The following is an 18,237-nucleotide window of genomic DNA, read 5'->3' on the forward strand; positions in this document are numbered from 1 at the left end:
TCGCGTGCATTGGTAATTAATTACTTGTGCGAGCTAGATGCCTCGGCTGCGCTCGGCATGACGTTCTGGTTATTTCTTATCCGCCAGCGTTTGCTGCCATTTCCAGGAGCTGGCCAGCGAGTCGGCCAGCGAGGTTTCGGTCTTGAAACCTAGCACGTCGGCCGCCTTTGTGGCGTCGGCGTAGATGGCGGGTACGTCGCCGGGCCGGCGCGGGCCAATGCTGTAGTTGAGCTTCTGGCCGCTCACCTGTTCGAAGGTTTGCACCACTTCCAGCACCGAGTTGCCGTGGCCGGTGCCCACGTTGAAGGTTTCCACGGTTTCGCTGGCTTTGCGGTCCAGCAGGCGCCGCACGGCCACTACGTGCGCCTTGGCCAGGTCCACGACGTGGATGTAGTCGCGGATGTTGGTGCCGTCCACCGTGTCGTAATCGTTGCCGTTGATGGTCAGCTTTTCGCGAATACCGGCCGCCGTCTGGGTAATGTAGGGCACCAGGTTGTTGGGCACGCCCAGCGGCAGCTCGCCAATTTTGGCCGACTCATGCGCCCCAATCGGGTTGAAGTAGCGCAGCAGAATGGTGTGCAGCTTGTTGTCGGGCGCGGCCGATACATCGTGTACAATATCCTCGCACATCTGCTTGGTGCGGCCGTAGGGCGACGAGGCCGGCTTGGTGGGCGTGGCTTCGGTCACGGGCAGCGCGTCGGGAATGCCATACACGGTGCACGACGACGAAAATACGAGGCTTTCAACCCCAAACTCCGGCATCACCGCCAGCAGCGTCAGCAGCGAACCTACGTTGTTCTGGAAATAGGCCAGCGGCTTGGTCACCGATTCACCCACGGCTTTGTAGGCCGCAAAGTGAATCACGCCCTGAATGTCCTTTTCCGCCTGAAACACGGCGCGCAGCGCGGCCGCGTCGCCGCAGTCAATCCGATAGATGGGCACAGCCGTCCCCAGAATGGATTCGATGCCAACCAGCGCTGACTCCTGCGAATTACTGAAATTATCCACGATAACCGGCTGATAGCCGGCCTGCTGCAGCTCAACTACTGCATGGGAACCAATGTACCCGGCGCCGCCGGTGACGAGAATTTTAGTCATCAGTTTAGTTGTTAGTTGCTCATTCTCAGTTGTTAGGCCTGGTTGTAAACTTCTGCCGGTTAATCCTGGCAGCTGACAACGAGCAACTAACAACTGGGTTTACAAACTCCAATACTGGAGTTCCTTCATCTTGCCCCGGTACAGGCCTTTGATGTCGACCAGCACGGCGTTTTCGGAGGTAATGGACTGAAAGTAGGCCTCGTTTTTTTCGGCATAGGGCCGGTGGCTCACGGCTACGATTACGGCGTCGTAATCGGTCCGCACGTCGTCGTTGTGGGTCAGGCGGAAGCCGTATTCGTGGTGCAGCTCGTTGGAATCGGCGTGCGGGTCCACGATGTCGACGTTCACCGAGAAGTTCTTCAGCTCCTGAATCACGTCGGCCACCTTCGAGTTGCGGATGTCCTCCACGTTTTCCTTGAATGTGGCACCCATCACCAGCACGCGGCTTTTGGCCACGTCCTTGCCTTTTTTAATCATCATCTGCACCGTTTTCCGGGCGATGTAGGCGCCCATGTTATCGTTGGTGGTGCGGCCCGAGAGAATGACCTTGGCATCATAGCCCAGCTCTTTCGCCTTGTAGGTCAGGTAGTAAGGGTCCACGCCAATGCAATGGCCGCCCACCAGGCCCGGCGAGAATTTCAGAAAATTCCATTTGGTGCCGGCGGCTTCCAGCACCTCGTAGGTGTTGATGCTCATGCGGTCGAAAATCATCGACAGCTCGTTCATCAGGGCGATGTTGACGTCGCGCTGGGTGTTTTCGATGATTTTGGCGGCCTCGGCCACGCGGATGCTGCTGGCACGATGCACGCCAGCTTTCACCACCAGCTCGTAAACCTTGGCAATCACGTCGAGCGACTCTTCGTCGCAGCCGCTCACCACCTTCACAATGCGCGTGAGGGTGTGCTCCTTATCGCCGGGGTTGATGCGCTCGGGCGAGTAGCCCACTTTGAAATCGACCGGAAATTTCAGGCCCGATAGCCGCTCCATCACCGGGATGCAGTCTTCCTCGGTGCAGCCGGGGTACACGGTGCTTTCGAACACCACGTAGTCGCCCGGCTTTAGCACCTTGCCCACCGAGCCCGACGCGCCGAGCAGCGGCTTGAGGTCGGGCTGGGCGTGCTCGTCGATGGGCGTGGGCACGGCCACGATGTAGAATTGCGCCTGGCGCAGCACTTCCAGCGAATCGGTGAAGGTAATGTCGCACCCTTCGAAGTCTTTGGCTTCCAGCTCGCCGCTGGGGTCGATGCTTTGCTTCATCTGGGCCACGCGGCCGGCGTTGATGTCGAAGCCGATTACCTTGAGCTGCTTGGCAAATTCGAGGGCGATGGGCAAGCCCACGTAACCGAGGCCGATGACGGCCAGGGTGGCCTCTTTGCGCAATAGTTGGTCGTACACGTAGTTAGTTTTTCGAGGTTCGTTTTTCGTTTTTCGGGAGCGGACGCACGGTTTGGGCCGTTTCGTTCAGCTCGTATTGCTCGCCGCTTTCGGGGCAGGTGGCCCGGTGCTGGGCGTCGAAGGTCAGGCGGTGGCCGTAGGCACTCATCCAGCCCTGCGGGCGGGCGGGCGTGCCGTATACGAGGGCATAAGCCGGAACGTCGTGCGTGACCACGCTGCCCGCGCCCACAAAGGCGTAGCGCCCCAGCCGCGTGCCGCACACGATGGTGGCGTTGGCCCCCACCGTCACGCCGCGCTCCAGGTACGTGGTTTGGTACTGCCCGTTGCCCTTGCGCGGCACGGCGCTGCGCGGGTTTTTCACGTTCGTAAACACCACCGAGGGGCCTAGGAACACGTCTTCTTCGCACACCACGCCGCCGTAAAGGCTCACGTTGTTCTGCACTTTCACGTTGCGGCCCAGGGTCACGCCATCGGCCACAAAAATGTTCTGGCCCAGGTTGCAATCCTCCCCAATATCAGCCCCGGCGCAGATGTGGCAGAAGTGCCAGATGCGACTGCCCCGGCCTATCTGGCAACCCTCGTCGAGGATGGCCGTGGGATGGGCGTAATAGTCGGGGGTAGCGTGGGGCATTCGGGACAGGCGGGCGGTTGGGCCCGCAAAGGTAAGGAGAAGGGCGGGGTTGACTTCGTACTTTTGGGTAATTCCCTTATTGTGCTTGCATTATGGTTCCGCCCGCTTTCCAAGCCGACCCCGCCGAATACGTTTCGCCCGAAGACTACCTGCGCCTGGAACGCGAGGCGGAATTCAAGCACGAATATTTCCAGGGCGAAGTCCGCGCCATGGCCGGCGCCGGGTATATGCATAACCTGATTTGTGCCAACCTGACGGGTGAATTATATACTCGGCTGCGCGGCAAAGCTTGTTCCGTGGTGGGCCGCGACCAGCGCCTGCAAATCATGAGCGGCAGCGCTTTCGTGTACCCCGACCTGACGGTGGTGTGCGGCCAGCCGGAATTCAACGAGAAAAAAAAGCCCGATACGCTGCTGAACCCGACGCTGCTGGTGGAAGTGCTGTCGCCCACCACCAGCCTTTACGACCGCAGCGACAAGTTCATGCTTTACCGCCAGGTGCCCAGCCTGCGCCAGCACCTCACGCTGGATGCGCAGTCCATTCACGCCGAGCTGCACACCCTGGACGAGCTGGGCCGCTGGGTTCTCACCGAAACCCGCGCCCTGGCCGCAGTACTGGACTTGAGCAGTATCGCCTGCCAGGTGCCGCTGGCGGAAGTCTACAGGACCACAGATTTAACGGATTTCAACGGATTTCAACGGATAAAACGGATTTTTGTGGTTCTGCTCCTGCCTGCTAACCTATCATGATGCACATCATAAGAAGATTAGCAAGTGGAACCACAAAAAATCCGTTTCATCCGTTGAAATCCGTTAAATCTGTGGTCAAAGCTTCACGCACACGTTCTGCGCTTCGGTGAAAAACCGCAGCGCCTCCAGCCCGCCCTCGCGGCCGACGCCGGAGTTTTTCATGCCGCCGAAGGGCGTGCGCAGGTCGCGGTGCAGCCAAGTGTTTATCCAGACGATGCCGCTGTGCAGGGCGTGCGCTACGCGGTGGGCCCGCTGCAAATCCCGCGTCCAGATGGTGGCCGACAGGCCGTACTCGGTGCTGTTGGCCATCATCAGCGCTTCCTCGTCGGTATCGAAAGGCGTGAGGGTGACCACGGGGCCGAATATTTCTTCCTGGTTGGTGCGGCAGTCGAAGGGCAGGTTTTCGAAGACCGTCGGTTCCAGGAAGTAGCCGTTTTCGCAGCGGCCGGGCCCGGTGGCCCGGTGGCCGCCGGCCAATAGCGTACCGCCTTCATCGTGGGCCAGCTGGATGTAGGCCAGCACTTTGTTCAAGTGGGCTTCGCTTACCAACGCGCCTTGCCTGGTATCGGCTTCGAGCGGGTCGCCGATTTTCTGGTCTTTGAGTTGTTTGAGAAACTCCGCTTTGAAATCCTCATAAATAGGCCGCTCGATGAAGATGCGGGAGCCGCACAGGCAAATCTGGCCCTGGTTGGCGAAGCTGCTGCGGATGCTGGTGGCCACGGCCGCTGCCAGGTCGCAGTCGGCAAAAACGAGGTTGGGGTTTTTGCCGCCCAGCTCCAGGCTGAGCTTCTTAAACAAGGGCGCGGCGGTGCGGGCCAGGTGCCGCCCCGTGGCCGTGCCCCCCGTGAAGCTGATGGCCTTGATGCCCGGATGCTCCACGATGGCCTGCCCGCAGCCCGGCCCGGTGCCGTGAATGATGTTGAGCACGCCCGCCGGCAGGCCGGCTTCGATGCACAATTCACTCAGCAAAAAAGCTGTGGCCGGGGTGATTTCCGAGGGCTTGGCCACCACGCAGCAGCCCACGGCCAGGGCCGGCGCAATCTTCCAGGTGAAGAGGTACAGCGGCAGGTTCCAGGGCGAGATGCAGCCCACCACGCCCACGGGGTGGCGCACGGTATAGTTTACGGCCACGCCTTCCTGCACGTGGGCCTCGGTGGCAAAGTGGCCGGCCGCAGTCCCAAAAAAGTGGAAGTTGCTGGCCGCCCGGGGAATGTCCATCACCCGCGCCAGGCTCAGCGGCTTGCCGTTGTCCCGGCTTTCGGCGCGGGCCAGGCGCTCCAGGTTGGCATCAATCAGGTCGGCGATTTTTACCAGAATGCGGCCCCGGTCCTCGGCCGGGAGGGCACGCCATGCGGGCAGGGCGGCTTCGGCGGCAACCACGGCGGCAGCCACGTCCGCGGGCCCGGAGTCGGGAATCTGGCCGTAAACCAGGCCGGTGGCGGGCTCGATGTTATCGAGGTAGCGCCCGGCCTGGGGCGGCACCAGCTGGCCGTTTAAATAATTCTGAATGCGAAGCATGAACCGGGAACAAAAGGGCGGAGCCAAAAATAGCGCCCTGCGCGAAGACGGGCGCCAGTGGGGGCAGCAATTCGCGACGGCAACCTCTTTCTCACCGCTTTCTACATTGGGCTTAACGGGCTACTCGACCGTAATAGTACCGTAGCCAACAACGATTTCGACCTGTGGGAAGGCTCGGAGGCAAAGGCCCGCTCCGGCCGCGGCTTGCCCACGGGTTGCCTTAAAACTTACTATGTTTACGGTCTTATCACTGTCACTATGGATTTAAAAGAACTGGAAAACGGCGTCAACCCCGACGTGCACTGGTACTACCAAAGCAAAAAGCTGCCGCTGTTTCACTTCGCCAAGCAGTTGGTGGGCCGCGGCCAGCCCATTACCATTGTGGACGTGGGCGCGGGCTCGGGTTTTTTCGCCATAGAGCTGGAAAAGCACTACGGCCCCGCAATTGCCAAGGTATACCTGGTGGATATCGGCTACTCGGCAGCCGAGATTGCCGCCACAAATGGGCAGAAAATCGAAAAAGTATTGGCCATTCCGCCCGTCATCGAAAATGGCTTGGTACTACTGATGGACGTGCTCGAACACCTCCCCGACGACCTGGCGATGCTGAAATCCATCAAGCAAGCCTGCGTCGGCGACAATAACCACTTCTTCATTACGGTGCCCGCGTTTCGGTCGCTGTGGAGCGGGCACGACGTGTTTCTGGGCCACTACCGCCGCTACCGCATCCCGATGCTGCACGGCGTGCTGGAGAAAGCCAACTTCCGCCAAATCAAGAACTACTACCTCTACGGCAGCCTGTTCCCGCTCATCTGGGCCGTGCGCCGCCTCAACAACCTGCGGAAAAATGAGGCCGCCTCCAACATGGCGCCCGCGCACCCCGTCACCAACAGCGTGCTCCTGGGCCTGACCAGCGCCGAAATGAAGCTCACCACGGCCAATAAGCTCTTCGGCGTAACGTGCGTGGGTGAAGGCCGAATTTAGCGGGCTGTGGCGGGGGCGTCCCTTGAGTGGCCAGCCCCCGCCACAGCTTGCGTGCGGGGGCTGGCCACTCTGCGCCTAAAGCCTCACAGCCCGGCCCACCCCAGGGCGGGGGCCGGCGCAAAAACTTTTGCTGCCGGGGATGCATCCAGAACCACGCCGGTTCGCCGGCGGCAACAACGTTGGGCACTTACTCAACCGGCTTAATCAGCCTCTCCCCAGTCCCTTTCTTTTTAGCCCTCGCCCACCACGGCGCTACCTTCGCATGGCGGCCGTGATGGTCAACGCGCCCTAATTGCTAGCTTTGTAGGAACGTTTGCTGCCCAGCCGAAAATGTTGGAAGCGTGAGCCGCCGGCTTTTTGCGCCGGCTTGAATTACGCAGAAATAGCTGTCGCGGTGGCTGGAAGTGGTTTGCCATTTCACCTGCGGCCGTGCTCTCTTCGTTGATTTTACCCGATTTACCCACGCATTCGCATTTAGTTGGCGATTAATTCTGCCCCCTTGTACGTCCTCTCCTTTGTCATTCCCGCTTACAACGAGGCCGCGCGGCTAGGCAGCACCCTGAAGCAGGTGTTTGCTTACCTCCAGACGCAACCGTATAGCAGCGAGGTAATTGTCGTCAACGACGGGTCGACCGATGACACCGTCCATGTCGTGGAAAGCATCTTCGCGGTTAACTCGGCCCATATTCCCAGCCGCCTGGTAAGCTACTCGGCTAACCGGGGCAAAGGCTATGCCGTGCGCCAAGGCCTGCTGGCCGCCGAAGGCACCGTAGCTCTGTTCTCCGACGCCGACTTGTCGACGCCGGTAACCGACTTACCCCTGTTGCTGGACCCCATTCTGGCGGGGGAGTTCGATGTCGTGTTTGGCTCCCGCGCCATGGACCGCAGCCTCATTGGCGTGCACCAGCCGTGGCTACGCGAGCAGAGCGGCCGGTTTTTCAACCTGGTAATGCAGCTGGCAACGGGCCTGCCCTACACCGACACCCAATGCGGATTCAAGGCCTTTAGGCTCGCAGTGTGCCGCCCCATCGTGGAAGGCGCGGTGCTGGACCGGTTTGGCTTTGATGTGGAGCTGCTGTACCTGGCCCACAAAGCCGGCCTACGCCTCTGCGAGCAGCCCGTGCACTGGAACGATGCCGCCGGCAGCAAAGTAGGCCTGCTCAGCGGGTTCGACGGCTTCCGGGAACTCCGCCAACTCCAGCGGCGCGCGAAGCGCGGCTACTACGACGCAGCCCTCCTCCGCACCCGTGAAGCCGTTGCCCAAACCGTTGGCATGGCGAACGACGGCTTGTTGCCCGCCTCTGGCTAGGGTCGCGGCGCGGTATTTAAGGCCGTAGGCACCCACTAACCCGCGCCGGCTTCTCCTTAACTTCTACTAAAAACTACATGGCTGATTTTTCGCGCTCTTCTCCTATGCAACGGTGGGCGGTACCGTTGTTTTTTGCGGCGGTCCTGATGCTGGGCCTGCTGATTTTTCGCAGTTATGGCCTGTCCATTGATGAGAACCAGCAGCGCGACACCGGGATGATTTCCCTCAAGCACGTGGCGCAAATAATTGCCCCTGATTGGGTGGCCAACGACCGGGATTTTGACAGATACCAAGTCCCACTACCCGAGTACTTCGACCGCGATTATGGCGTGGCGTTCGAAACCCCCGTCTGCTGGCTGGAGCGGGTGTTACACATTGAAGACGGAGGTGATAAATTCCTACTTCGTCACCTTTGCACCTTTCTAGTCTTCTTTGGTGGGCTAATTGCCGTTTACCAACTGGCGGCCCGGCGTTTCCGAGATTGGCGGCTTGGCCTGCTGGCGGCCCTATGGTTGTTGCTCACGCCACGTTTTTTCGCCGAGTCTTTTTATAATGACAAGGACGTCGTATTCATGGCAGTATTTGCTATTGCCACGAATACGGGCGTGCGGATGCTGCTGCGCCCCACCATTGGGAGAACCCTGGTGCACGCCCTGCTTTGTGCCATTGCCATTGATGTGCGCATTCCGGGCGTGTTCGTCGCTCTGGCGACGGTGGCGTTGTTTGTTTGGCGTGGGGTGCTGGCGGAAGTACGCTGGGTGCGCCTGGCCAGCCTACTCGCCTTGTTTGTTGGGGTGCTGGCCGGTCTGGTCGTTTTATTCTGGCCCTATCTGTGGCCAGCTCCACTCGATAACTTCTTGGAGGCTTTCGACCACATGAGCTCCTTTCGATGGGGCGGCTCCGTGCTGTACCAAGGCGAATTTATCCTGGCCACCGACTTGCCCTGGCACTACTCACTGGTTTGGATGGGCATCACAACGCCCTTGCTTTACCTGGGGGCTGGTCTGCTGGGGATTAGCTTGGCCGTGCGCCATCTGGTGCAACAACGCTGGCGCCTGTGGCGTGACGAGAACGGCATGCAGGATATCGTTTTTCTGGGGCTGTTCGCCGGGCCCCTGGTAGCCGTTATCGCGTTGCACTCGGTGCTCTACGATGGCTGGCGGCAGGTGTACTTTGTGTACCCTTCGTTCATCCTGCTCGCCTTGCGCGGATGGGTGGCGGCGGCGGGCGGGCGTCCCAGTTGGCCGAAGGCCCTGTATGGGGCTACCGCGCTGAGCATGGCACTCACGGCGGCTCAAATGATGCGCGACCATCCGCTACAGAACGTCTATTTCAACCTGTTGGCGGGCACCAACGTGAGTCACCGGTTTGAGATGGATTACTGGGGGCTGGGCTACCGCCAGGATTTAGAATACATCGTTAGCCACGAGGTGCAACCGGTGGTGAAAGTATTTGCGCCCGGCCCCAGTTCAGCCGACTTTAACCGGCTGATGCTTCCGCCTTCGCAACGCGACCGGCTGGTATTTGTAGACAAGCCTGATAGCGCCAACTACTTCATCACCAACTACCGATGGCATCCTGACTCTTACCCAGAACTAGATGAAGTGTACCCATTGATGGTCGATGGACGCCGGATTCATTCGGTGTTCCATTTGCGCTAACCAGCACCCGGCGGGCCAGGCCATGGCCTGGCCCGCCGGGTGCTGCAGGCCGTTACGCTACGGCTGTAACCGAGGCTGGTGGGGCCGTGCGCCGCGTCCGGAAAGCATCGAAGTGCTTTTTGAGTCGTAGAATGGGCTTCTCAACCAATTCGTAGGAAAGCGCTGAGATGATAAGGGTAAACACTATTACCCAGATTAGGAACAGCGAGGTGTGCCACGACGGGAAGATGCGCACAATGGCAAAAATCACGAACCCGTGGTACATGTAAATGCCATAGGAGATTTTGCCGAAATAATGAAATATCGTTTTGCCGCGCCAGCGCACCAGCGACTCCGGGTTGAATAACACATTGCCAATGAAGAAGGCCACCAACCCGATATAGTAATACTTCTTCACCGCGACCAGAAAAATATTATCCCAGTCGCCATACGTGTCGTTGATAAAAAGCAGTAGCCCGCTACTGTACAGCATCAGGCGGATGCCCAATGGGACGCGGGGTGCCAACAACCGGTAGTAGTAGGCGTAAGCCAGCAGCGAACCGACGGCCAGCGTATCCCACCGACAAAAGGTATTCAGGTACAGCTTCATGTACGGGCCTTCAACAAAGAAGTGGTAGTATAGCCGGGTGCAGAAGCTGAGCAAGATTACCCCACAGAACACCGTGGTGAGCTGCCGACGCGGCACGAATGCCACCACGAGGGGCCACACCAGATAGAAATGCTCTTCGATGCAGATGGACCATAAATGGTTGACGGCGGTGGAACTCCAGCCGTGCCGCATGAGGTCTACATTACCGAGGAACAGCAGGTGGTATTTCATGTACACGTCCGGCTCCTCGTAGAAGTGCGTCATGAGCGGGCCCATAGCCACGCAGAAATAGTAGAGCGGCCAGATGCGCAGCACCCGTCGCATGTAAAAGCTGCCAATGTCGATACGTCCATATCGGTCCTGCTCGACCAACAGCAGGTAGGTGATGAGAAAACCACTCATCAGAAAGAAGATGTCGACGCCGAAATTGAAGTTACCCACAAAGTGCTGAAGTTTAAGGGCCCACCACGCTGGTTGATTATCGGCCAGGCCCGTAAGGTTTCGGATGGCCGGCACCTCCAGCCAATGGTCGTAACTATGGGTGATGAGGATGAGCATGGCGGCTACAAACCGCACGATGTCCAAGGGTTGGAAATAAACCAGTGGGGCATTCAGGGAGGCCGGGCCGTTGGGACTAGCAGTGGCAAGAGACGCGGTAGGCTGCATAAAAATCAACAAGAGACAAGCGTAGACAGGCCAAAGTTAAGCATCGCCGCGCCGGTCTCCCTGCCAGGGCCCGCATTGCAGTGATACCCCGGAAACCCGGAGGCGGCGGCGTCTGTCGCCCGGGCATTGATATGCGTGAAAGCGCTGCTCTACCGGCTCCACTAAGCGCCATCAGTTTGTGTTAGGGCTTTCAATAATATCGGCAAACGCCCTAATTTCCCCGCCTTTTTGTTTTACATTTGCTTCCGCAATTAGCGTTTTGCCTTTTAATAATTCATGAAAACCTTCTTTTACTCGCTGTTCTTCTTTGCTTTGGCATCATGCAGCAACAACAGCGCACCAGCTAATCAACTGGCTGCCAATGATTTCGAGTCAGTTGATGGGTGGACAGGAGATGCGAAGCCTGCTTCGTTGACCAAGGAAAAATCTCATTCGGGCCACTATTCCGTCAAGGTGGCTCCAGGGGTGGATTTCGGCATGGGCTTTAACAACACCCTGAGTGTGGTTAGCAGCAGCCGCCTGAAAAAAATCAAGGTACACGCCTGGGTATGGCTGCCCGGCAAGAGCGCAGCCGCTTCGCTCGTGACTCAAATAACAGACCCGGCCGCCGGCAACAAATCCATCATGTGGCAGGGTCTTGACCTTGCCAACAAGGTGAAAAGCTTTGGCAAATGGGTCGAGATTGAGCAGGAGTACGCAATACCGGCCGAAGCGGCGGCATCGCATCGTCTGTATTGCTACCTATGGCGTGGGTCGAGTCCGAATGCGGTGTACATAGACGACCTTCAGATTTTAAATGCTGAATAATTCCCGGGTAATATCCGGCACGAAAAGGTGGCTCGCGGCCACCTTTTTTGTTGGGCATTGGTCCGTTGCATTTGCCAAACTGCCGCTGTTTGCGTGATTCGTATTATGACTCCCTCCCGAAACGGTACTTCGTACTCTCTGGTCGTTCTCATTGTTCTTTTCCTGCTCATGGTGCAGGCACGGCTCTGGGCACCTTATTGGGATACCCACAACGTCCTGGCCATCCTCACGTGGGATGCAATGGGGTACTACCTCTACCTGCCGGCCAAGTTCATATACAACGACTTATCGTACCTGCGATTCGTGCCCGACATCATGCGCGAATATTCGCCCACTGGGGGATTCTACCAGGCCTTTCCAGCACCACACGGTCCGGATGGCGCGATGGTGATGAAGTACACCTGTGGCCTGGCCATTCTCTGGACGCCTTTTTTCCTGCTGGGGCATTGGGCCGCGGGCTGGTTTGGGTATGCGCAAGACGGGTTCTCGGCACCTTATCAGATTGCCATTGCATTTGGGGGCATAGCTTACGGCTTTCTGGGGCTCAGTATGGTGCGGCGAGTGCTGCTGCGCTACTGCTCCGACGTTGTGGTGGCCTGTACTTTAGCGCTTTTGGTGCTGGGCACCAATTTTTTGCAATATGCGGTGTACGACTCGGCGATGGCCCACGTCTACGCCTTCACGCTGTATGCGCTGCTGCTGTGGTGCACCATGCACTGGCACGAGCGGCCGCGCTTGTGGCTGGCCGCCGGAATTGGGCTGCTGCTGGGCCTCGGCATACTGGTACGCCCATCGGAAGCAGTGGCCATTTTGCTGCCGCTGCTATGGGGCATTAGTTCAAAAGCCGCCTGGCAACGGAAGCTGGCACTGGCGAAGACGTACTGGCGCCAATTGGTGGTGGCCGGCCTGTTTATCGGCGTAGGCATCGCCCCGCAACTGCTGTACTGGAAGTGGGCTTCCGGCGATTTCATCGTGTACAGCTACCAGGAGCAGGGATTCAGCTTCCTGCACCCGCATACCTGGCAATTTCTGTTTAGCGTGCGCAAGGGCTGGCTGTTTTACACGCCGCTGATGGTGCTGCCCATAATCGGACTGGTGGTGCTGTGGCGGCGCAACCGACCGGTGGCCGTGCCGGTGCTCGCGTATTTTCTGATTAACCTATGGGTGGTTTCGGCGTGGGACATCTGGACCTATGGCGGCAGTTTCAGCCAGCGGTCGGTGGTGCAGTCCTATGCCGTGCTCAGCATACCCTTGGCCTACGTGCTGACCTGGCTGGGCGAGCAACGGCACCGTGCGGTGCTGTTTACGACCTTGGTTCCGCTGATTGCCTTGCTGGTGAGCGTGAATTTATTCCAGACCTGGCAGTACATGCGCTCCATCATCACCCCCGACGATATGAACCGGCGCTACTACTGGTCCATTTTCAATAAAACCATGCCCAGCCAGGAAGATTATACCCTGCTGGATGGCAAGACCCGGCTGCCCGGCTTGGTGAGCCGCTACGACCGGCGCACCCTGGCGTATGAAAATTTCGAGCAGCAAGCATCCACGCCTCAACTGGAAATCACCGACGCGCTGGGCTTCAACAGCCGCCATTCCTGTAAAGTAAACACGGAGCACAAATACAGTTCTACGCTCACGGTTCGCTTGGGCGCGGCCAGCCTGCTGCCCAAGCAATGGGTGCGGGCCAGCTGCCAGGTGTACTCCGAGTACGGCGCCTGGGGAAACCGCCTGATAGTACTGGTGGAACGCAACGGCCAAACCGTGCAGTGGAACAACGTCCGGCTGCAGAATAACCTCAGCGTGAGCAACGGGTGGACGCCTATTTGGGTGGACGTGCCGCTGCCCGATGATGCCTTGCCGGATGACGTGCTTAAAATAGCCGTGGAAAACGGCGGCGGCATGCCCTGCGCCATCGATGATTTGAAAGCGGAGGCATTGGTCCCCAAAGCCAGATAACCTCAGGTGGCCGCGGTGGCATTGCCGGCTCTGGCCGCACCACTACTTGCACTATTTGCTCCATCGAACTTCTATTAACCTACTACCAACACTGACTACCTATGGCAAGGCCGACATTTTGGAAGCGCTGGTGGCCCACCACCCACACTGGCTACGTCTGGCTGTGCATCGTCATTATCAGCCTGGGCGCCTTGGGCCGGTCGGCGCGGTGGCAGCGCTTTGATATCATCACCTGGGATACCGGCGGGTACTACGCGTACGTGGTATCGGCGTTCGTGACACACGATATCGGCTCGGGCACAGACCTGGTCGATTTGCGCAACGTGTACCGGCCCGATTTAAATGCAGACTATGGCATGGTGCATTTATCAACCGGCAACACGGTATTCAAATATCCCATCGGAATTGCCATCACCCTCCTCCCGTGGTTTGGAGTAGGCACCGGCTATGCCTTATTGACGAACGAGGCGCTCGACGGTTACTCCATGCCTTATCAGTTCATGCTGGCGTTTGGGTGTTGGGTCTATGCCCTGTTGGGTTTATGGTTGTTGGGCAAGGAGTTGCGACACTACTTTTCCGACCATTTGGCGGCCCTGACGCTGCTGTGCGTGGGGCTGGGCACCAACCTTTTTTGCTACGCCACCTACGAGGCGGCAATGCCTCATGGCACGTTGTTTTTGCTCAATGTGCTGCTGCTGCGCTACACCCGCAAGTGGTATACGGAAGGCACCATGCGCGCGGGCCTGACGCTGGCGGCCGTGTTTGGGCTGCTGGTACTGGCCCGGCCTTCGGAGCTGATGATGGCGGCGGTGCCGGCGCTGTGGGGCCTGACCAGTTTGGCGGCCGTGCGAGAACGGCTGGCCTACTGGTTCGGCCATTGGCCGCAACTGGCCGCGATGGGGGTCGTTGTGGCCTTGCTGGTGTTCCTGCAGTTCCTGTTCTGGCGGGTGGTAGGCGGCCAGTGGCTCATTGAGTTTTACCCCGGCGAAACCTTTGATTTTCTGCATCCGCACTTGCTCCAGGGCCTGTTCAGCGTGCGCAAAGGCTGGCTACTCTGGACACCACTAATGGCCTTTGCGCTGCTGGGAATATTCTGGACACGCCGCTACGTGGCGCAGGCGTTGCCCGCACTCGTCGTGCTCATCCCGGTGGTCGTGTATGTTACTTACAGTTGGTGGGACTGGGGATACGGAGGTAGTTTCAGTTCCCGCCCGCTTATCAGCCTTTACCCGATTTTGAGCCTGAGCCTGGCCAGTTTGTGGGCGCGGTGGTGGCCAGCCTATGCCGTACCACTGGCCGTGGTGGTCCTGGCGCTGGTATTGCTGAACTTGGTGCAATGCTGGCAGTATTTCGTGGGCATCATCAGCTGTTGCGAAACGACTTGGGAGATGTATAAAGAGGCCTTCCTCAAACTGCAGTGAGCCATTCGCTTAGCTCGCGCGAGCCGTCCCGCTGCCTATTGCAAGTTTTTAATTCCCCCTTTGCTGCCTCAAATATGAAACTCCTTTTTTACCTGGTCCTGGCGCTGTCTTTGGCCGCGTGCAATGATGAAGTCCCAAAAACCCAAAAGCTAGCCGGCCAATTGACCTTCAATGACTTCGAAACAGTAGATGGCTGGGCGAGCGGCACACCAATTCCTTCGCTCACTAGCGAGAAAGCGCATTCCGGCACGTTTGCGGTCAAGGTAGCGCCGGGCATCGACTACAGTTTGGGCTACAACAATTTGCTGGGCAAAGTGGGGGGCAACAAGCTGCGCAAGCTTCGGGTACAGGCGTGGGTATTCGTGCCCAACGCCCAGTCGTCGGCAGTGCTGGTGACGCAGTTACGGGACGAGGCCGCGCAAAAAGACCTGATGTGGGAAGGCCTGTCCCTGAGCAAAGAAGCCAAAGAGGTAAACCGGTGGGTGAAGGTTGAGAAAGTCGTTACGCTCCCCGAAACGGCAACGTACAACAATCGCCTCCTGGTTTACCTGTGGCGCAACAATAGTTCGCAGCCGGCCTACCTGGACGACTTGCAACTTTCCTGGGCTGACTAGCTCAACCCGTGCCTAAAAACCGGAGCCGCCCTTGCGAGGTAGCTTCTTTGGTTTTCAGACAATTTTCAGTTCGTAGTTCTGTCATTCTCCTCGGTTATGCCCGACGCTCCTTCCCCCAGTGCTATTCTAGCTGTCAGCCAGCGGCCGGCCGTTGCCGCTTCCCGTCGGAAATGGTGGTCGGGCGCAGCTACTGCTTTGATAATGGCCATTCTGGTGAGCATGACGGTGGCTACCGCCGACTGGCCCAACCTGAAAGTCAGCCGTTGGGACGTGTTTGGGTACTACCTCTACCTGCCGGCCACTACGGTGTATGATGACCTGGCAGAGTTAAAATTTATTCCGCCGCTCCTTGACCGTACCGCCCTGACCAACCGCGGCAATCCGGCCAACCCGCTGGGCAACTACGAGGTATCGCGTGCCCAAACCAACCCTGACCGGTACGTTATCAAGTACACGATGGGGCAGGCCATTTTGTGGTGGCCTTTTTTCCAGGCAGCGCATTTCTACACGCGTCACTACGGTGCTTACCCGGCCGATGGCTACTCCGCGCCCTACCAACTAGCACTGTACCTGGCCGGCTTAAGCTACGCGCTACTTGGCCTGGGCCTGTTGCGGCGGGTGCTGCTCCGCTATTTTAGCGACCAGTTGAGCGCTATCGTTTTAATAATCATTTATTTCGGCACCAATTACCTCAGTTACAGCGTTTTCAGAAGCCTATACTCTCACAACTCGCTATTCATGCTGCACGCGGCTACGCTGCTCTTGGTGTCGAAATGGCTGGAGCGGCCGCACTGGCGCTACACGCTGGGGCTGGGCCTGACAACGGGCCTTGCGGTGCTCATTCGGCCGTCGGAAATCATTATTCTGCTGGTCCCGCTGTTGCTGGGCGTAGCCACTCTGGCCGACTTGCAAGCCCGGTTCCGGCTGGCGCGCCAGCATGGCGGGCAGGTGGCGCTAGCCGCGCTGGTAGCAGGAGTGGTCAACCTGCCTCAACTGCTATACTGGCACCGGATGTCGGGGCATTGGCTCTACGATTCCTACCCTGGTGAAAAGTTTGATTTCCTGAATCCGAAGCTGGTAAGTGGCCTGTTTAGCTTCAATAATGGCTGGCTCACATACACGCCGGTAATGGTCCTGGCGCTGCTGGGCATCGGCGTGCTGTGGTTCGAGCGCCGCGAGTGGTTCTGGCTATTGGCCGCGTACTTGCCCTTGCATTTGTGGATTTCTTACAGCTGGTGGTGCTGGTGGTACATGGACAGCGTGGGCTCGCGCACGATGGTGCAGGCCTACCCGGTACTGGCCCTGCCGCTGGGGGTGTGCCTGCATTCGCTCTGGCAGCGGGGACTGCGGGTGCGGGTGGCCACGGTAGCGGCCGTACTGGTCTGCATTGCCATCAACGTGCTGCAAACCTGGCAGGCCCGCCAGGGCATCTACGTGACCGAAAACATGAACTCGCGCTACTACGGAGCCATTTTTGGCAAAACCTACGTGAGCAAGGATGCCCTGATGAAGTACGACGCCAACGAAGCAACCCCCGACCTAAATGCGCTCCAAGCCGAGCAGGTGTACTACAACGACTTCAGCCAGGAAACCGGTCCGGCGATAACGTCGGCCTTTGGCGGGTTGCGCCCGCCGGCCTGCCTGGTGGACGCCCAGCATCCGGTCAGCCCCGTATTTACCGGCACGGTGGGACAGCTCAGCTTGCATCCTGGCGATTTCGTGGAAGGGCGCATTCAGGCATTTTTTCCGCAAAAAGAGTACGACATCAACGCCATGCCCCGGCTCATCGTGCAGTACCAACACCCCGGTGAAACAAGCGCCTACAAATGGCGCGGGGCCCGTATCACCAATAAAGTAGGCGAAACCGTTAACATTTGGGGAGGAACGGCCGGCGTGTGGGACGAGGTGAAGCTGGCCAGCAAGGTGCCCCACGATGCCCGCCCCGAAGACGAAATTCGGGTGTATGTGAACAGCACGTCCTCCAAGCTGCCGCTGTATGTCGACGACCTGACCGTAACGGTATTGCGGGTCGCGCACTAACCAGGGCCAGCGGGCTCAAGCCCCCAACAGCCCGTATTTCACGATGCAGTAAATGGCCCGAAACCCGTCGCGCCAGCCAATTTTCTTGCCCTCGGCGTAGGTGCGGCCGTAGTAGCTGATGCCCACTTCGTAGATGCGGGCGTCTTTCACACGAGCTACTTTGGCGGTTACTTCGGGCTCGAAGCCGAAGCGTTTCTCCTCCAACTGCAGGCCCTGGATGATGTCGCGCCGGAAGAGCTTGTAGCACGTTTCCATGTCCGTCAGGTTCAGGTCGGTGCACAGGTTGGAGAGGAACGTGAGCACGGCATTGCCGATGCTGTGCCAGAAGAACAGGATGCGGTGCGGGTTGCCGCCCATGAAGCGGGAACCAAACACCACATCGGCAAAGCCTTTGATAATGGGCTTTATCAGGCAGTTATACTCTTCGGGGTCATATTCCAGGTCGGCATCCTGGATGATGACGTAGTCGCCGGTGGCCTCGCGGATGCCGGTGTGCAGCGCCGCGCCCTTGCCCTGGTTCACGGCGTGTTCGAGCAGGCGCAGCCCCATTTCGGGGTAGCGCGCCGCGTAGGCCCGAATGGTGTCGGCCGAGGCATCGGTGGAGCAGTCGTTGACGAGGATGATTTCCTTGCCAATATTATTCACCAGCTTCAGCTCGCGCAGCAAATCCAGAATCTGATGGATGGTGCGGGCTTCGTTATAAACCGGGATGACGATGGAGAGCGTGTCGAATTTTACCAAAACAAGCGTCGGTTAGCCTAAGGCAAAAGTAGCAGCGGCTGCTATCCTGCCCGCG

The 18,237-nt window shown here is 58.7% G+C and carries 15 protein-coding genes; 9 read left to right on the plus strand and 6 right to left on the minus strand.

What is annotated here, in order from left to right:
* Positions 1 to 69 precede the first annotated feature (69 nt).
* The 3 genes from galE to J4G38_RS00745 all read right to left on the minus strand — a co-directional run bounded on the left by galE (position 70) and on the right by J4G38_RS00745 (position 3,124).
* Entirely contained in the window at positions 70 to 1,098 is a 1,029-nt protein-coding gene (gene galE / locus J4G38_RS00735; protein WP_210514251.1) for a UDP-glucose 4-epimerase GalE, read from the minus strand.
* A 99-nt stretch (positions 1,099 to 1,197) separates the two neighbouring features.
* A complete protein-coding gene (locus J4G38_RS00740) occupies positions 1,198 to 2,493 on the minus strand; it encodes a nucleotide sugar dehydrogenase (RefSeq protein ID WP_210514253.1) in 1,296 nt (431 codons plus the stop codon).
* Between the two features lie 4 nt (positions 2,494 to 2,497).
* Positions 2,498 to 3,124, minus strand: a complete 627-nt coding sequence (locus J4G38_RS00745) for an acyltransferase (RefSeq protein ID WP_210514255.1) — start codon at positions 3,122 to 3,124, stop codon at positions 2,498 to 2,500.
* A 92-nt stretch (positions 3,125 to 3,216) separates the two neighbouring features.
* Here J4G38_RS00745 and J4G38_RS00750 point away from each other — a divergent pair, with 92 nt between their 5' ends.
* Positions 3,217 to 3,873, plus strand: a complete 657-nt coding sequence (locus J4G38_RS00750) for a Uma2 family endonuclease (protein ID WP_210514257.1) — start codon at positions 3,217 to 3,219, stop codon at positions 3,871 to 3,873.
* Between the two features lie 75 nt (positions 3,874 to 3,948).
* On the opposite strand, the gene J4G38_RS00755 is transcribed toward J4G38_RS00750, so the two are convergent.
* A complete protein-coding gene (locus tag J4G38_RS00755; RefSeq protein WP_210514259.1) occupies positions 3,949 to 5,391 on the minus strand; it encodes an aldehyde dehydrogenase in 1,443 nt (480 codons plus the stop codon).
* 258 nt (positions 5,392 to 5,649) lie between these two features.
* On the opposite strand from J4G38_RS00755, the gene J4G38_RS00760 reads away from it, so the two are divergent.
* The 3 genes from J4G38_RS00760 (at position 5,650) to J4G38_RS00770 (ending at position 9,345) form a co-directional block, all read left to right on the plus strand.
* On the plus strand, positions 5,650 to 6,375 hold the full coding sequence (locus J4G38_RS00760; protein ID WP_210514261.1) for a class I SAM-dependent methyltransferase: 726 nt from the start codon (positions 5,650 to 5,652) through the stop codon (positions 6,373 to 6,375).
* Positions 6,376 to 6,874: 499 nt separating this feature from the next.
* Positions 6,875 to 7,684, plus strand: coding sequence for a dolichyl-phosphate beta-glucosyltransferase (locus J4G38_RS00765; protein ID WP_210514263.1), 810 nt, complete (start codon positions 6,875 to 6,877; stop codon positions 7,682 to 7,684).
* A 77-nt stretch (positions 7,685 to 7,761) separates the two neighbouring features.
* On the plus strand, positions 7,762 to 9,345 hold the full coding sequence (locus J4G38_RS00770) for a glycosyltransferase family 39 protein (RefSeq protein WP_210514265.1): 1,584 nt from the start codon (positions 7,762 to 7,764) through the stop codon (positions 9,343 to 9,345).
* A gap of 52 nt (positions 9,346 to 9,397) precedes the next feature.
* Here the strand turns inward: J4G38_RS00770 and J4G38_RS00775 are convergent, their stop codons facing one another.
* Positions 9,398 to 10,600 carry an acyltransferase family protein gene (locus J4G38_RS00775; RefSeq protein WP_210514267.1) on the minus strand — a complete coding sequence of 401 codons (1,203 nt, stop codon included), beginning with the start codon at positions 10,598 to 10,600 and terminating at the stop codon, positions 9,398 to 9,400.
* Positions 10,601 to 10,876: 276 nt separating this feature from the next.
* On the opposite strand from J4G38_RS00775, the gene J4G38_RS00780 reads away from it, so the two are divergent.
* The 5 genes from J4G38_RS00780 (at position 10,877) to J4G38_RS00800 (ending at position 17,441) form a co-directional block, all read left to right on the plus strand.
* On the plus strand, positions 10,877 to 11,407 hold the full coding sequence (locus J4G38_RS00780; protein WP_210514269.1) for a carbohydrate binding domain-containing protein: 531 nt from the start codon (positions 10,877 to 10,879) through the stop codon (positions 11,405 to 11,407).
* 105 nt (positions 11,408 to 11,512) lie between these two features.
* On the plus strand, positions 11,513 to 13,366 hold the full coding sequence (locus J4G38_RS00785) for a hypothetical protein (RefSeq protein WP_210514270.1): 1,854 nt from the start codon (positions 11,513 to 11,515) through the stop codon (positions 13,364 to 13,366).
* Positions 13,367 to 13,467: 101 nt separating this feature from the next.
* Positions 13,468 to 14,787, plus strand: coding sequence for a hypothetical protein (locus J4G38_RS00790; protein WP_210514271.1), 1,320 nt, complete (start codon positions 13,468 to 13,470; stop codon positions 14,785 to 14,787).
* A gap of 74 nt (positions 14,788 to 14,861) precedes the next feature.
* Positions 14,862 to 15,401, plus strand: coding sequence for a carbohydrate binding domain-containing protein (locus J4G38_RS00795; protein WP_210514273.1), 540 nt, complete (start codon positions 14,862 to 14,864; stop codon positions 15,399 to 15,401).
* 96 nt (positions 15,402 to 15,497) lie between these two features.
* Positions 15,498 to 17,441, plus strand: a complete 1,944-nt coding sequence (locus tag J4G38_RS00800; RefSeq protein ID WP_210514274.1) for a hypothetical protein — start codon at positions 15,498 to 15,500, stop codon at positions 17,439 to 17,441.
* A gap of 15 nt (positions 17,442 to 17,456) precedes the next feature.
* Here the strand turns inward: J4G38_RS00800 and J4G38_RS00805 are convergent, their stop codons facing one another.
* Positions 17,457 to 18,182, minus strand: coding sequence for a glycosyltransferase family 2 protein (locus J4G38_RS00805; protein WP_210514276.1), 726 nt, complete (start codon positions 18,180 to 18,182; stop codon positions 17,457 to 17,459).
* Positions 18,183 to 18,237 lie beyond the last annotated feature (55 nt).

It is taken from the genome of Hymenobacter terricola, assembly GCF_017921975.2.
GTDB classification, from domain to species: domain Bacteria; phylum Bacteroidota; class Bacteroidia; order Cytophagales; family Hymenobacteraceae; genus Hymenobacter; species Hymenobacter terricola.